At 68.5% G+C, this 15,085-nt stretch carries 15 protein-coding genes and 1 tRNA gene; 5 read left to right on the top strand and 11 right to left on the bottom strand.

Annotated features, from left to right (window positions below; translation table 11 throughout):
• Positions 1–94 precede the first annotated feature (94 nt).
• Positions 95–1,003, top strand: a complete 909-nt coding sequence (locus E4V99_RS10140; RefSeq protein WP_135117132.1) for a LysR substrate-binding domain-containing protein — start codon at positions 95–97, stop codon at positions 1,001–1,003.
• 13 nt (positions 1,004–1,016) lie between these two features.
• Here the strand turns inward: E4V99_RS10140 and E4V99_RS10135 are convergent.
• The 6 genes from E4V99_RS10135 to E4V99_RS10110 form a co-directional block, all read right to left on the bottom strand.
• Positions 1,017–1,101 (bottom strand) — tRNA-Tyr (locus E4V99_RS10135).
• 211 nt (positions 1,102–1,312) lie between these two features.
• Positions 1,313–2,230, bottom strand: a complete 918-nt coding sequence (locus E4V99_RS10130) for a PfkB family carbohydrate kinase (RefSeq protein WP_135117131.1) — start codon at positions 2,228–2,230, stop codon at positions 1,313–1,315.
• Positions 2,227–2,721, bottom strand: coding sequence for an FBP domain-containing protein (locus tag E4V99_RS10125; protein ID WP_135068671.1), 495 nt, complete (start codon positions 2,719–2,721; stop codon positions 2,227–2,229). Before E4V99_RS10125 ends, E4V99_RS10130 begins: the two co-directional genes overlap by 4 nt.
• 87 nt (positions 2,722–2,808) lie before the next feature.
• Positions 2,809–3,786 (bottom strand): sugar ABC transporter permease, encoded by a 978-nt coding sequence (locus tag E4V99_RS10120; protein WP_135068673.1) that lies wholly within the window; start codon positions 3,784–3,786, stop codon positions 2,809–2,811.
• A 1-nt stretch (position 3,787) separates the two neighbouring features.
• Complete coding sequence (locus tag E4V99_RS10115; RefSeq protein ID WP_135117130.1) at positions 3,788–5,416, bottom strand: ABC transporter permease subunit; 1,629 nt, start codon at positions 5,414–5,416, stop codon at positions 3,788–3,790.
• A gap of 90 nt (positions 5,417–5,506) precedes the next feature.
• Positions 5,507–6,748, bottom strand: coding sequence for an extracellular solute-binding protein (locus E4V99_RS10110; RefSeq protein ID WP_135117129.1), 1,242 nt, complete (start codon positions 6,746–6,748; stop codon positions 5,507–5,509).
• A 248-nt stretch (positions 6,749–6,996) separates the two neighbouring features.
• Here E4V99_RS10110 and E4V99_RS10105 point away from each other — a divergent pair, with 248 nt between their 5' ends.
• A complete protein-coding gene (locus E4V99_RS10105; RefSeq protein WP_135068679.1) occupies positions 6,997–7,485 on the top strand; it encodes a YajQ family cyclic di-GMP-binding protein in 489 nt (162 codons plus the stop codon).
• On the opposite strand, the gene E4V99_RS10100 is transcribed toward E4V99_RS10105, so the two are convergent.
• Positions 7,476–8,321: an alpha/beta hydrolase gene (locus tag E4V99_RS10100; protein WP_205805780.1), complete on the bottom strand. Its 846-nt coding sequence runs from the start codon at positions 8,319–8,321 to the stop codon at positions 7,476–7,478. The two genes, E4V99_RS10105 and E4V99_RS10100, sit on opposite strands and share 10 nt — an antisense overlap.
• Before the next feature lie 23 nt (positions 8,322–8,344).
• On the opposite strand from E4V99_RS10100, the gene E4V99_RS10095 reads away from it, so the two are divergent.
• Complete coding sequence (locus E4V99_RS10095; RefSeq protein ID WP_135117128.1) at positions 8,345–8,950, top strand: TetR/AcrR family transcriptional regulator; 606 nt, start codon at positions 8,345–8,347, stop codon at positions 8,948–8,950.
• Positions 8,951–9,113: 163 nt separating this feature from the next.
• Positions 9,114–10,205, top strand: coding sequence for an acyl-CoA desaturase (locus E4V99_RS10090; protein WP_135117127.1), 1,092 nt, complete (start codon positions 9,114–9,116; stop codon positions 10,203–10,205).
• Between the two features lie 12 nt (positions 10,206–10,217).
• Here E4V99_RS10090 and E4V99_RS10085 read toward each other — a convergent pair whose 3' ends face one another.
• Positions 10,218–10,829 carry a TetR-like C-terminal domain-containing protein gene (locus E4V99_RS10085; RefSeq protein ID WP_135068685.1) on the bottom strand — a complete coding sequence of 204 codons (612 nt, stop codon included), beginning with the start codon at positions 10,827–10,829 and terminating at the stop codon, positions 10,218–10,220.
• Positions 10,830–10,960: 131 nt separating this feature from the next.
• Here E4V99_RS10085 and E4V99_RS10080 point away from each other — a divergent pair, with 131 nt between their 5' ends.
• Complete coding sequence (locus tag E4V99_RS10080; protein ID WP_135117126.1) at positions 10,961–11,938, top strand: DUF5692 family protein; 978 nt, start codon at positions 10,961–10,963, stop codon at positions 11,936–11,938.
• 83 nt (positions 11,939–12,021) lie between these two features.
• On the opposite strand, the gene E4V99_RS10075 is transcribed toward E4V99_RS10080, so the two are convergent.
• Genes E4V99_RS10075 through E4V99_RS10065 form a run of 3 tightly spaced genes read right to left on the bottom strand, consistent with a single transcriptional unit; the run spans position 12,022 to position 15,076 of the window.
• A complete protein-coding gene (locus E4V99_RS10075) occupies positions 12,022–12,849 on the bottom strand; it encodes a carbohydrate ABC transporter permease (protein ID WP_240742709.1) in 828 nt (275 codons plus the stop codon).
• A complete protein-coding gene (locus E4V99_RS10070) occupies positions 12,846–13,808 on the bottom strand; it encodes a sugar ABC transporter permease (RefSeq protein WP_135068689.1) in 963 nt (320 codons plus the stop codon). Before E4V99_RS10070 ends, E4V99_RS10075 begins: the two co-directional genes overlap by 4 nt.
• Before the next feature lie 11 nt (positions 13,809–13,819).
• Entirely contained in the window at positions 13,820–15,076 is a 1,257-nt protein-coding gene (locus E4V99_RS10065; protein ID WP_167758110.1) for an extracellular solute-binding protein, read from the bottom strand.
• Positions 15,077–15,085 lie beyond the last annotated feature (9 nt).

Raw genomic sequence — 15,085 nt, 5'->3', positions numbered from 1 at the left:
TCCTGGGGATGAGCCCAGTCTCACCGCCCAGACCCTTCGAGAAAAGCGATGGATTACGATCAGTACCATTCGGCTCAACTGATGGGTGCTCGGAATGTTCGACCTGCGGCGTTTGCGCCTGCTGTACGAGCTGTCGGTGCGGGGCACGCTCGCCGCTGTGGCCGAGGCCCTCGCGTACAGCCCGTCGACGATCTCGCAGCAGCTCGCGCAGCTGGAGCGCGACGCGGGCGTGCCGCTCCTCGAGCCCGACGGGCGCCGCGTACGGCTCACGGCCCAGGGTGAAGCGCTGGCCGCGCACGCCGCCATCATGCTGGACGCGGACGAGCAGGCACGGGCAGAGCTCGAGCGCCTGCAGCCCTCGCACGCGCCCGTCCGCGTGGCGGCGATGCAGTCCGCCGTGCACGGTCTCATCCCGGCGGCCGTGCGCTCCCTCGCCGAGAGCGAACCCGAGCTGCGCGTCGAGGTCATGGAGCTCGCGCCCGAGGAGGGCCTGTTCGAGCTGTCGGCCCGGGGCTTCGATCTCGTCGTGGCCGAGCAGTACCCCGGCCACACCCGCGAGCACCGCGCCGGCATCGAGCACACGCTGCTGGGGCGCGACGCGATCCGCCTCGCCGTCTCACCGGACGAGCCGACGACCGATCTGGCCGCGTTCGCCGATCGCGCGTGGGTGATGGAGCCGCGTGGCACGGCGGCCCGGCAGTGGTCGACGCAGCAGTGCCGGGCCGCCGGCTTCGAGCCCGACGTGCGGTTCGAGCTCGCCGACCTCACCGCGCACGCCCGGCTGGTCGCCGCCGGCGCCGCTGTGGGCATGATCCCCGACCTGGTCTTCGCCGGCGCCACTCCCCCGGTGCGCCTGGTCGACCTTCCCGGCACGCCCCGACGCGACGTCTTCACCGCCGTACGCCGCGGGTCCCGTGGGCGTCCCGGCATCCGTGCGGTTCGGGCGGCGCTCGCCGCTGCCTTCGACGCATCCGCCGACGGGGATACGGAAAAAGCCCCCTGAGGGGGCTCTCCTTTGGTGGCGAGTGAGGGATTCGAACCCCCGAATGCTGAGCAGTCTGATTTACAGTCAGATCCCTTTGGCCGCTTGGGTAACTCGCCAGGTGCGCACCCGCCCGGCTTGTGCAGTCGACCGGAGGCGCGATCCCCCATATTACCTCCCCGCGACCGGCGCACCGAATCAGCAGGTCCGCCAGCCGAAATCAGGCGAATCGCCCGAATCAGGACGGATGCGGCGCAAAGCATCCTGATTCGGGCGTTTCTCCTGATTTCGGCGACCGCAGGCGCCGCAGGCGGCGGGGGCGGACGGGCGTCAGGTGCCGATGCGGTCCATGTCGCGGCCCTCGAGCGCGCGGGGAACGCGCAGCAGCGCGCCCTCGAACCGGCACGTGGCCGCTGCGACATCCATGGCCCGCTCGAGCACGGCACCCCACTCGTCCGCGTCGGCGGGCATGCCGTCCTGCAGCAGCGCGACGGTGGCGGCCAGCACGGCGTCGCCGGCGCCCATCGTGTCGACGATGCGCCCCGGCATGGCGGAGATCGGACGCGACACCGTGTCGGCCCCGGCGTCGATCGCGGCACCGCCCGCGCCGTACGTAGCCAGCACGGCGCCCACCCCGAGGTCGGCGATGCGGGGACGCAGGAGATCCAGCGATTCCCCGTACAGCAGTGTCGCGTCGTCCTCGCCGATCTTCACCAGCACGGCGCCGGTGCTGATCCGCTCGAATCCGCGCACGAACTCCTCCCGGTCGTGCAGCATGCCCTCGCGCGGGTTCGGGTCGACCGCGAGGGCCGCGGATGCCGAATCCAGCGCATCGGCGAACTCGTCGGTCTGCGCCCGGTCGTCGAAGGGGAAGCAGCTGACGACGACCATCGCCGCATCCGCGAAGGCGGCGCGCTCGGCGTCGCCGAAGCGGATGCGGCGCTTCTGCGCGGCTTCGTTGAAGACGTATTCCGGCTCACCCGAGGGCGACCGCGTGCTCACGGCGCGCGACGTCCCGAACGGCGACGGCGTCGCCAGCAGCTCGACGCCGTAATCCTCGAGGTACGTGCGGATCCGGCCGCCGGGTTCGTCCTCGCCGACCATCGCGACGAGCGTCGTGGGAACGCCCAGGCGTGACAGCCCCACGGCCACGTTGAGCGCGGCACCGCCGACGAACTCCCGAACGCCGGTGTCGTCGCGCAGCTCGTCGATGAGGGCATCACCGACCACGACCACCCGGCCGCTCATGCGTGCGCGCTTTCGAGCACGCGCTCCACGAACGCCTCGGTGCGCCGGCGCGTGCCGTCGATCTTCAGGTCCACGCTGGCGCGCACCTCGTTCGGCGCGAGCGGCATCGCCAGTCGCACCGTCTCGTGGCACGACAGGTCGGCGCACATGTACGTGCCGACGCTGTCGCCCGCCTCGCCGGCGTGACCGGCCTTGCGCGCGGTGAAGAGGGCGACCTGGTCACCGGGCTGCATCGTGTGGCACAGGTTGCACAGGGCCGAGCGCGCATGGGAGGTGCCCTCCGCCGCACGCAGGACGACTCCCAGCGGCCGGCCGTCGCGCTCGGTCACGAGGTATCCCCGGCCGCGCGTGCGGGGGTCCCGCCACGCGAGGAAGTCCAAGTGGTCCCAATCGGTCAGCAGGAAATCATCGGGCATCGCGACGATCCGTCGGTCCTCGCCGGCGGCGTTGACGAACGACTCGCGCACTTCTTCCTCGGTCAGAGGACGCATGGCATCACCTCGGCGACCAGTCTACGAAGTCGGATCCGACGCCGGGCCCGCCGGCTCGTCGCCGCCGATGCGTGCGAGCCGGGCGGGCTACTTGACGCTGCCGGCCGTGAGCCCTCCGACGATGTACCGCTGCAACGCCAGGAACAGCGCCATGGGCAGGATCGCCGCCAAGACCGCGCCGGCGGCGAAGAGGCTCCAGTTCGCCGCCGTCTCTTCCGACACCATCCGGTACAGCCCGACCGCCAGGGTCTGCTTGTCGGTGTCGACGAGCACGACGGAGGCGATCACGAAGTCGTTGAGGGTGGCGATGAATGACAGCAGCCCGACGACGGCGAGGATCGGCGCCACCAGGCGCAGGATGATCGTGAAGAAGATGCGGGCGTGCCCCGCGCCGTCGATCTTCGCGGCCTCGTCGATGGACATCGGCACGGTGTTGAAGAACCCGTACATGAGGTACGTGTTCACCCCGAGCGCCCCACCGAGGTAGACCATGATGAGGCCGATCTGCGTGTTCAGACCGATCGCGGGGAAGATGTCGGCGATCGTCGACATGAGCAGGAAGATCGCGACGAAGGCCAGCAGCTGCGGGAACATCTGCACCAGCAGCAGGCTGAGCAATCCGATGCGACGCCCGGCGAACCGCATCCGCGAGAACGAATACGCCGCCAGCGCGCCGAGGAACACGGTGCCGATCGCGGTGGCGAGCCCGATCACCATCGAGTTCACGAACCAGGCCGCGAACGGCTGGGTCGGGTTCTCGAACAGCCGCGTGAAGCTCTCCACACTGAACGTGCGGAACAGCCCGTTCGCCGTCAGCAGGGTCCCACCCGGGTTCAGCGCCGCGGACAGGACGTACAGGAGGGGGAAGGAGCAGAACACCAGCATCACGATGCCGATGAGGTGACGCCATCCGGTCTGCCGGAACCACACGCCGAAGGGACGTCGCGGCGCGCGCGCGCCTCGCCGGCCGGAGTCGTCGGCGCGCCCCGCCGCGGCGTCTTCGCCCAGAGCGCGGGCGACCTCCGGCCCGGTGCCCCCGGTCAACGGGGTCGAATTCAGCGCCATGTCAGTTCAGCTCCTCGAGGGCCTTGGTCTGGCGGAACGAGATGTAGGAGATGACCCCCACCAGGACGAAGATGATGATCGAGAACGCGCTGGCGAGCCCGAAGTCGCGCAGCTGCCCCACGAAGGCGACCTTGTAGACCATCGAGATCAGGATGTCGGTGGCGCCGGCGTTGATCGAGGCGTCGGCGAATCGGGGGCCGCCGCCGGTGAGCATGTAGATCAGGTTGAAGTTGTTGAAGTTGAACGCGAAGGACGAGATCAGCAGCGGGGCGACCGATACCAGCAGCAGCGGGAACTTGATGTACCGGAAGATCTGCCACACGCTCGCCCCGTCGACCTTGCCGGCCTCGGTGACGTCGTCGGGAATGGACTGCAGCGCGCCGGTGGTCACCAGAAACATGTAGGGGAAGCCCAGCCAGAGGTTCACGATCAGGATCGCGATCTTGGCCAGCAACGGATCCTGCAGCCACGGGATGGAGGCACCGCCGAAGATCACCTGGTTGATGAAGCCGAAGTCCTGGTTGAACAGTCCCGCCCACACCAGCGCCGACAGGAACGCCGGGAACGCGTACGGCAGGATCATGATGACGCGGTAGTACTTCCGGCTCTTCATGCGCGGATCGTTGAAGACGATCGCGAGGAACAGCCCCAGCACGAACGTCGTCGCCACCGAGAGGAAGGCGAACACGAAGGTCCAGATGGCCACGGCGATGAATGGGCCGCGGATGGATTCCTCCGTGAAGGCGCGGACGAAGTTGTCCACACCGACGGTCACGACCCACCCGGGAAGGAGCTCGGTGCCGTCATCGGCGGTGAAGGCACCCGTGCCGACGTCGTGGTACACCGTGCCCGTGCGCGTGTCGGTCATCGTGTCGGCGTCGGGGTCCCACTGCAGGCTCGACGTGAACAAGTACGCGCTCGAGCCGTCGGTCGTGCGGAGGTAGCCGTCGTTGGGGTCTTCGGACACCGGCACCGCGATGGCGCCGATCTCCTTCTGGTTGGCGATCACCTCGGCGAACTGGAGGGTGGTGTACCCCTCGGCTTCGATGGCCTTGCCGCCGCTGAACTCGGCGTCGACCGGCTCGAGGGGGGCGTCGCTGTTGCCCACCTCGGCGTCGCCGGTCTCGGGGTCGGTGACCAGCAGCGAGAACACGCCGTTCTGCTCGACCACCGTGATGGGGTACGTCGCGGAGTCCTCCAGCCGCGACTGCGACTGCAGCAGGAGCGCGTTCACCGCGTCGTCCTTGCTGGAGTTGTGGCCGGACCCGTAGTTGGTGAAGGCGATGTACACCGTGTACCCGATCACGAAGATCTGGAACACGAGCAGGAAGATGAGTCCGGGCGTGAGGTACTTGGCGGGAAGCAGTCCCGGCGTGAGATAGACGACGTTGACGGCGACCGTCACGACCGCCACGATGCCCGCGATGACCCACTGATCGGATGCGGCGAGCACCATCGTGGCGTAGACGGCGGCGGCGTCGATGATCGCCAGCGCGGCGATCTTGACCAGCCACACCTTCCACCCCGCCGACGCCGCTTCGGCGTAGCGCTCCGCGCGGCGGCGGCGCTTGTCGGCGGCCGGGTCCCGGCGCTCGGTGGGCTGATCGGTCTCGACCGGGGTGAGGGTCATCCTCGGGGCCTTCTTCTTCGTCGGATCGTGTGGGGTGAGGATGGGGCGGCCCGAAGACCGCCCCATCCGTGGGCGGAGAGACGCGGAGTCTCAGCCGCCGATGTTGCCCTGGATGTCCTCCGCCATCTTCGTCCAGGTGGCGGCGGGGTCTTCACCCTTGAGGATCGCAACCTCGGCGACGCCCCAGAACTCCCACACGGCGCCCATCTCGGGAATGCTCGGCATCGGCGCACCTTCGGCGCCCACCGCACCGAATCCGGCGATGATCGGGTCGCTCGCGGCCTTCTCGTACGCGGCAGTCAGGGCCGGCGGGCGGTCGCCCGCCTCGTACAGGGCGGTCTGGACCGGCTCGGTGGCCAGGTAGTTCACAAGGAACTCGTTGGCCGCGAGGGCGTTGTCCGACTTGGCGTTGAGGTAGAAGCCCTGCACACCGACGAACGGCTTGGCCGTCTGGCCACCGGCGGAGGGGATCGGGTCGATGGCGACCGTGATGCCCTTCGCCTCGGCGTCGGCGACGTTCCACGGGCCGGTGAGGATGAACGGCGTCTGGCCCGAGTTGAAGGCCTCCTTGGAGAGGTCCTGCGTCAGGTTCAGGTTGATGGTGCCGGCGGCACCCTGCTGGCCCAGCCACGACGCGAACGCGAGTCCGCTCTCGTCGCCGATGGTCAGCTGCGAGCCGTCGTAGCTGCCGTCGGCGTTCTGGGCGAAGACGGAGTTTCCGAACGACGTCTCGAACGGGTACAGGTGGTACGGGTCGGCGTTGGCCGGGTCGAGACCCACGACGAACGGGTACTGCACACCGGCCGCGGTGCCCTTGGCGATCATGTCGTCGAAGGACGTCGGGGCCTCGGGGGCGAGGTCGACGTTGCGCATGAGGGCGAGGTTCTCGGTCGCGTAGGGCAGGCCGTAGACGTTGCCCTCGTTGGTGAAGGCCTGGATGGCGACCTCCTGGAACTCCGCGGCCTTGTCGCCGAGTTCGATCGGGGCGACCAGGCCGTCCTGGACGAAGCCGCCCAGCCAGTCGTGCGCGCCGACGGTGATGTCGGGGCCCTTGCCCGTGGGGACCTGAGCGGCGAAGTCGGCCTGGATCTTGGTGAAGTCGCGCTGGACGAGTTCGACCTCGATGCCCTTCTCCTCCTCGAAGGTGGCCGCGACGTCCTTGAGTGCGTCCACGCGGTTCGCGTCGACCCAGACGGTCAGCTTCGCCGACGCGTCGCCGCCGCCGCTCGAACCTTCGTCGTCCCCGCCGCCGCCGGCGCATCCGGCGAGGAGCAGGGCGCCGGTCGCGAGGAGTGCGCCGAACCCGAGCGCTCCCTTGGTGTTCACCTTCATCGGTGTGTGCCTCTCTGTCAGAAGGAGTTCCCGCTGTCAGCGCACTGGCGGACACCGTCGACCCCGGCTCGTTATGCAAGCGCTTACAGTTTGGGCGAGCGGCGAGGGCCGCGCAACGCGCACGCCCATTCGATATCAAGACGTGATGGATCCGTATCAAGACGTGATGGATCCGTCTGGGCGGAAGCGCTTGCACCGCGGGGCGCCTCGCCGATGTCCGGCGGCACCCTCCCGGCTAAACTCGCGTCATGGCCGACAGCTCATTCGACATCGTCTCCAAGATCGATCGGCAGGAAGCCGACAACGCGCTCAACCAGGCCCGCAAGGAGGTCGAGCAGCGCTACGACTTCAAGGGCACGGATTCCTCGATCGAGTGGAGCGGGGAGTCCATCCTCATCAAGGCGAACTCCGAGGAGCGCGCGAAGGCGGTGCTCGACGTCTTCCAGACGAAGCTCATCAAGCGCGGGATCTCCCTGAAGAGCCTCGAATCCGGTGAGCCCACCGCCAGCGGCAAGGAGTACCGCATCGTCTCCACGCTGAAGGAGGGCATCTCTCAGGAGAACGCCAAGAAGATCGGCAAGCTCATCCGGGACGAGGCCCCCAAGTCGGTCAAGTCCCAGATCCAGGGTGACGAGCTGCGCGTGCAGTCCAAGAGCCGCGACGACCTCCAGGAGGTCATCCGCATCCTCAAGGCCGCCGACCTGGACGTCGACCTGCAGTTCATCAACTACCGCTGAGACGGCTCGCCGGCTCCGGCGCGCCAGAAGTCCACGATCGCTCGCGCGAGCGCGGCCGGCTGCTCGAGCGGGATGAGGGTCCGTGCACCCGCGATCGTGACGGATCGAGCGTTCGGCGCCTGGTCGGCGGCCCGCCGGGCGTCGGCCGGGCTCCAGTCGCCGCGGTCGTCGGAGGCGACGAACAGGCTCGGTGCGCAGATGCGCGCGAGGCGGTCGGTGACATCGGAGCGATCGATGATGAAGGAGCGCAGCGCGAAGCTCAGGCTTGCGCGCGTCGGTCGCGCCAGGCTCTCCATGACGACGCGCAGGATGCCGGTGTCCTTCGCAGAGTCGGACGTCAGCATCGCCGCCACGATGGCGTTCTCCACGGGACGGACGGGGCCGGCCAGGCGCAGGAGCGGATGCAGCAGGGCGATCTTCCGCCGGAGCTCCGCAGGAAGCGGCTCGACGGGTGCGCTGATCGCGACGAAGCTCCGTACCACCGACGCATCTGTGGCCAGCTCGTACCCGACATGACCTCCGAATGCGTTGCCGATCCAGTCCACCGGCTCGCCCACCCCGAGCACCTCGAGGGCGTCGCGCGCGGCACCGGCCGCCTCGGCGATGGTGGTGCGGCGCTGCAGAGGCTCGCTGAGGCCGAGCCCCGGCGGGTCGATCACGATGTACTCCCGCCCCGGAGCATCGGCCAGCAGAAGGGGCAGCAGCCGGTCCCACGTGTGACCGTCGACGAACATCGACGACCACAGCACCGTGGGGACGCCACGGCCGACCCGCCGGACGAACAGGGAGCCGAGGCGCGTGGGGACGCGCCGAGCGTGCTCGATGAAGGCTTCCACATTTTGATGTTAGCGTAATTAACATGAAAACCCGCACGTATCGCATGTCGGCACGGGCGGATGCGGCCGAGTCGACCGCGGAGCGGATCGTGGACGCGATGCTCGCGCGGCTGCGCACCACGCCGTACGAACGCGTCCGCCTCGAGGACGTCGCCTCGGATGCCGGCGTCACGGTGCAGACGGTCATCCGCCGGTTCGGAAGCAAGCCCGGGCTGATGACCACGACGGTGGAGCGTGAACTCGCGCGCATCGCCGCGACACGTGAGGCCGCGTCTCGGTCGACGCCGACCGAGACGATCCGCGCCCTCGTGGCGCACTACGAGGAGTATGGGCTGCTGATCCTCAAGACCTACGCGGAGGCGCCCCTCGTGCCAGGGCTTGCGGACATCGCCGGGCGCGGCCGGGCGTATCACGTGGACTGGTGCCGACGAACGTTCGCCCCACACCTCGATCCCGAGCTGGACGAGGCGACCCGCGCCCGCCGCTCGGCGCAGATCGTGGCGCTCTGCGATGCCACGACATGGCGCGTGCTCCGCATCGACGGCGACCTGGATCCGGGCGCCACCGAGCGCGCGCTCACCGAGATGCTGCTGCCGCTCCTGCACCGAACCGGCCCTTCGCCGAGCTGAGCCCCCGATCGCCGCCATGGCGTACGACCGCTGACAGTCCGCCGACCATCCTCGCCAAGGGCTTCTCGTGCGGAGCCGCCGCCCCTAGGCTGACACCGATCGGCCCAGACCCCGTCGTTCCCCCGAGGCTTCCGCGCCTCCCTCATCCCGACAAGGGGTCACCATGACCGACATCCTCCCCGGTTCCTCCGCCGCAGCCGTGCGGTCGACCACGCCGAAGCTCGCAAACGACTTCACCGAGCTCTCGCGCCGGGTCACCTCCAGCGGACTGATGCGACGCAGGTACGGCTACTACTGGACGAAACTGCTCGCCGTCCCGGTCGTCATCGCGGCGATGGGTCTCGCGTTCGTCTGGATCGGCGATTCGTGGTGGCAGCTGGTCACCGCCGCCGTGCTGGCCGTCGTGTTCACGCAGATCGCCATGCTCGGGCACGACGCCGCCCACCGGCAGATCTTCCGCTCGGGCACGTGGAACGACTGGACGTCGTTGATCATCGGCAATCTGTTCGTGGGGATGAGCTACGGCTGGTGGCAGCACAAGCACACCAAGCACCACGCCAATCCCAACAAGATCGGCTCAGACCCCGACATCGAGCTGCCGGTCATCTCCTTCACGGCGGATCAGGCGGCCGAGCGACGAAAGGGGCCGCTGGGCTGGCTGATGGCCCACCAGGGGCTCTTCTTCTTCCCCATCCTCCTGCTCGAAGGCCTCTCCCTGCACGCCGCCGGTGTGCGCCGGGTGTTCTCCCGTGAACCCCTGCGGCGACGGCCCGTGGAGATCACCTTCCTCCTGGTGCGCATCATCGGCTACCTGGTGCTGGCGTTCGTCGTCCTCTCCCCCGGGATCGCCTTCGCCTTCCTGGGCGTGCAGCTCGGAGTGTTCGGGGTGTACATGGGAATGTCGTTCGCGCCGAATCACAAGGGGATGCCGCTCGTTCCGGCCGGCGTGAAGGGCGACTTCCTCCGCCGGCAGGTGCTCATGAGTCGCAACATCCGGGGCAGCCGGCTGCTGGACACCGCGATGGGCGGGCTGAACTACCAGATCGAGCACCACCTGTTCCCCTCCATGCCCCGGCCGCACCTTCGCAAGGCCTCGACGATGATCGCGGCGTACTGCCGCGAGAAGGGGGTCACCTACACGCAGACCGGCCTGTGGCAGTCGTATGCGATCGTGGTCCGCTACATCAATCGCGTGGGCCTGGGCGAGCGCGACCCGTTCGAGTGCCCCCTGCTTCAGCAGCGCCAAGCGGTCTGACGCGGTCCTCTCTCACCCGCGCCCCTGACCCCGCCCGGGCGCGGCACGTTCGTCGAGCCGGCGCACCGACTCCCGCATCGCTCCGTGCAGCATGATCTCCAGATCGCCGACCACCCGGTAGGGGTGCTCCACCATGCCGTCCGCGACCCACCGCAGCACCACGGCGAGCACCGCTGAGGTGTAGAAGTCCACCACCAGGACGCGGTCCTGCGCGCGCACCGGCCCGCCGCCCTCCCGGTCCATCACGGCCTCGGTGATGGGCCGCATCTGCCCGAACAGGAAGCGCTCGAGCCCCGACCGGCCCAGCCCGTCCAGCACCCCCAGCGTCGACGAGCGGTTGTCGCGCATGTACCGCATCAACCGGACGAGGCCGTCGGCCCAGCCGAGTTCGGACGCGAACGCACGGACCCGGCCGGCGACCTCGGTCTCGAACACCCACACCGCGAGCTGCCGCACGTCGGGGAAGTGGTAGTAGAACGCCTGCCGGGTCAGCCCGCAGTCGCGCGTCAGCTCGGTGACCGTCACCCTGTCCAGCGGCTCGGTCCGCAGGCGGGCTTTCAGCGCCGCCGCCAGCGCTTCGCGCGCACGTCCATGCCGGTGCTCCTCGGCGGTCGCGTGGGCCATGCCCGACGGTACCACCGCACCGTTCTGGACACTTCGCCGAAGGTGTCTAATGACCAGCTGAACAGGGATTTATACCGTGGATATCACAGACGGCACGCATGCCGCGGGCCGCGGAACCGGAGGTCCGAAACATGTTCTTGTACGAATCGATTCCCTGGTATTCCTGGGCGATGTTCGGCGTCGTCCTGGTCGCCCTCATTGCGCTCAACGAGGTGACGCGCCGCTGGAAGTGGGCCGGTATCGGCTTCTTCGTCGTGCTGCCCCTCGTCCTGACGATCTTCGTGTGGCCGACGACGGCCGGAGAGGGGTCATCGACCGGCACCTGGTTCCACTGGGTGAAGGTGTACTCCGCCCTCATCGGGTGCCTGGGCTTCATGCTCATCCGCTACATCCCGCGTCTGGCCGCGAACCGGTGGATGCTGCTGTTCCCGCCGTTGATCCTCGCGATCAACATCGGTGAGGCCGTCATCCGCGACTTCGAGGTGGCCGGCCTGCAGGGCATGCACGACGGCGTCTTCATGGTCGGCGGCCCCTGGAACTACATGAACGCCATCGCCGGGATCCTCAACCTGATCACCATCTGCGGCTGGGCCGGCATCATCGTGTCGAGCGACAAGTCCAAGGACATGATCTGGCCCGACATGATGTGGTTCTGGATCATCGCCTACGACCTGTGGAACTTCGCCTACGTCTACAACTGCGTCGGTGACCACTCCTTCTACGCCGGTGCGGCCCTGCTCATCTCCTGCACCATCCCCGCCTTCTTCATCAAGAAGGGTGCGTGGCTGCAGCACCGCGCCCACACGCTGGCCCTGTGGATGATGTTCACGATGGCGGTTCCGACGTTCGTGACGTCGTCGCCGTTCGCCGTGCAGTCCTCCCACAACCCGACCGCGCTGTTCGTGGTGTCGGCCCTGTCGCTGGCGGCCAACGTCGCCGTGGCGGCCTACCAGCTGCACACGATCGTCAAGCTGCACAAGAACCCGCTGCGCGACGAGCTCTACACCGACCTGCCCCAGTACAAGGAGGTGCGCGACGCGAACCTCCCCGTCGAGTCTCCGGTGGCTCTGCCGCAGTCCCGGGAGACCGACCGACTGGTCACGGCCTGACCGCCGCCCCCGGCCGCGCGCCGCCGGGCGGCCCCCCCACGCGCGCGGGGGCCGAGCCTCACCGGCTCGGCCACGGCGCGTTCCTATTTCAAACCGGCCGTCGCGACACCCTGGATGAAGTACCGCTGCAGGAAGAGGAACAGGATCAGCACCGGCAGCAGCACGACCACGGCGCCGGCGAGCAGGAGGCCGAACTCGGTGGTGTTCGACGCCTGGGATGCCACGGCCAGCGCGACCGGCAGGGTGAAGGTGCCCTGACTCTGCGCGACGATCAGCGGCCAGAGGAAGGAGTTCCACGAGCCCAGGAACGACAGGATCGCGATGGTGGCGACGGCGGGCCCCGACAGCGGAAGGAAGATCTGGAAGAACAGGCGCCCCTCCCCCGCACCATCCACTCGCGCGGCCTCCAGGAGATCGTTGGGCAGCGAGTAGGCGAACTGCCGCATGATGAACACCGACAGCGGCGACACGAGGATCGGCGCGATGATCCCCGCGAGCGTGTCCACGAGCCCCAGCTGCACGATGATGAGGAACTGCGGAACGAAGATCGCCACGTAGGGCACGATCCACGCGAAGATCACGATGGAGAAGATCAGGTTCTTCCCACGGAAGTCGAGCTTGGCCAGGGCGTAGCCGGCCATCGAGCTGAGCAGCACGTTCGCCGAGACTGCCACCGCCGACACGATGGCGCTGTTGAGGAAGTAGCGCCCGAAGCCTTCCTCCACGAACAGGTCGACGTAGTTGTCGACGGGGAATCCGCGGGGGAACCACGCGCCGGGGTCGGACATGAACTCGGCCTGGGTCTTGAACGAGCCGAAGACCACCCACACGAACGGCAGCAGGAGCGCCGCGACGACGAGAATCGTCGCCGCGTACATGACGGTGGTGGCGAGGCGGGAGGTCTTGTTCAATCCTTCCCCCTCAGGAATCGGAACTGCACGACCGCCACCACCGACACGAAGGCGATCAGGATGAACGATCCCGCCATCGACGCGGCGGTGTTGCCGAAGCCGAACTGCTCGTAGACCCACAGCGCGATGGAGCGCGTAGAGCCCAGCGGGCCACCCGCGGTGAGGAGGTAGGGCTCTTCGAAGATGCTCAGGAACGACACCGTCATGAGCACCGTCACCAGCAGCGTGGTCGGCTGCAGGAGCGGGAGGGTAATCGACCAGAACCTGCGGGGTGCAGTCGCACCGTCGACGGCGGCCGCCTCGTACACCGACTCCGGGATCGACTGGAGCCCGGCGAGGAACAGCACCATGCACGTGCCGACGTTGCGCCACACGCCCAGCATGACGATGGCCGCGACCGCCGACGGGGGTTCGCCCAGCCAGTTCAGCCCGCCCGTGCCGAGATTCTCCAGGGCCGCGTTGACCGGTCCGCGCGGAGCGAAGGCGTACTGCCAGATGACGGCGGCGGCCACGATGTTCGTGATGACCGGCAGGTAGGCGGCGGCGCGGAAGAAGGTCCGCAGGCGTCGGATGCCGCGGTTCAGCAGCAGTGCGAGGGCGAGGCCCAGGACGAGGTTCAGCGGCACGCTCAGCAGCACGAACATCGCCGTGTTCAGCATCGATCTCTGGAACGCCACGTCCGTCAGGACGTCGACGAAGTTCTCCAGGCCGACGAAATCCACCGCCAGCGGCGTCCGGATGTCGCGCGAGGTCAGATCCGTGAGGCTCATCCCCAGTGCCGCGACCACCGGGATCGCGGTGAAGACCGCCGTGATGAGCAGGAACGGCGCGAGGAAGATCCACGCCGCACGGGTCTGGGACCTGCGGAGAACGCTCGAGCGCGGCTTGTGACGGTGCGGCGACCCCCGGCCGCCGGAAGGAGGGGACGGCGCCCGCTCTTCCGGCGTCGTGGTCGCCACGGCCGACACGACTACCGCCCGACGCCGATCGATTCGGCTTCGGCCTGCGCGGTGTCCAGCGCCTCCTGCGGCGTCGCCCCACCGCGCACGACACGCTCGATCTGCTCGCCGAGGATCTTGCCCACCTGATTCCACGTCGGCACCGCCGGGATGGGGACGCCGAACTCCATCGCCGCCCGCACCTCGTCCAGCGCCTCGTCGTCGGCGATGGCGGGGTCATCCCACGCCACCTTGACCGTCGGCAGGTTGCCCATGAGCCCGAACCACGTCAGCTGGACCTCGGGCTCGGACGCGTACTGCACGAACTTCCAGGCGGCGTCCGCGTTGTCGGCGTCTTCGGGGACCGCCCAGTTGCCTCCGCCGATGGATGCTGCGCGCTCCCCGTCGGGCCCGGCCGGCGGGACGAGCGCAGCCATGTGCGCGTCGAGCCACTCCTGACCGTTGGCATCCTTGATCCAGCCGCGCAGCCACGGCCCGTTGAGCACGCCGGCGAGGCGTCCTTCGGTGAGGTAGGCCACGGAGTCCACGGAGGTCGGACCGTCCGGCGACACGAACCCGTCGGCGAACAAGGAGCTGTAGAACTCCAGCGCCTCCACGTTCTCCGGGGAGTTGATGGTCCAGGCCGAGTTGTCGTCGTCGATGATCCCCCCGCCGTTCTGGTGCGCGAAGGTATCGAACTGCGCCGCGGTGTACTCGTCGAACGGCACGACGTAGAACCCGAGCGGGTAGGCGACGCCGGTGTCCTTGAGCGTTCGGGCGAATGCGCGGAGATCGTCCCAGTTCTCGGGGGCGTCCACGCCTGCCGCCTCCGCCAGGTCGGCGCGGTACTGGAACACGCGCGCGTAGGTGAACCACGGAACGCCGTAGGCGACGTCGTCCACCTGACCGGTCTCCCACACCGACTCGAAGAACGCGCTTTCGTCGACGAGGCCGTCGGGCACCGGCGCGAAGGCCTCGGTCGCGAACAGGGCGGGCTGGTGCTCGGCGAAGACGTAGATGAGGTCGGGCACCGTGCCGGCGGCGATGGCCGCCGTCATCTTCGTGACGAAGTCCTCCTCGGGGATCGGCGTCATGTTGATGTCGACGTCCGGATTGTCTTCGATGAAGGCGTCGAACAGCTCGGGCAGTTCTTCGCCCTCGGCTCCGGCGGCCCACAGTTCTATCGTGCCGGTCGCCGGTCCGTCGCTGATCCCCTCCGATGCACCGGAGGCGCCAGCGCCGTCGTCGGCGCGACCGCATCCGGCGAGGGTGACTGCGGTGATGGCCACCGCGGCACC

Origin of the sequence: Microbacterium sp. dk485 (assembly GCF_004570445.1) — a bacterium.
In the GTDB taxonomy this organism is placed as follows: domain Bacteria; phylum Actinomycetota; class Actinomycetes; order Actinomycetales; family Microbacteriaceae; genus Microbacterium; species Microbacterium wangchenii.
This window is presented reverse-complemented; position numbering and strand designations above follow the sequence as displayed.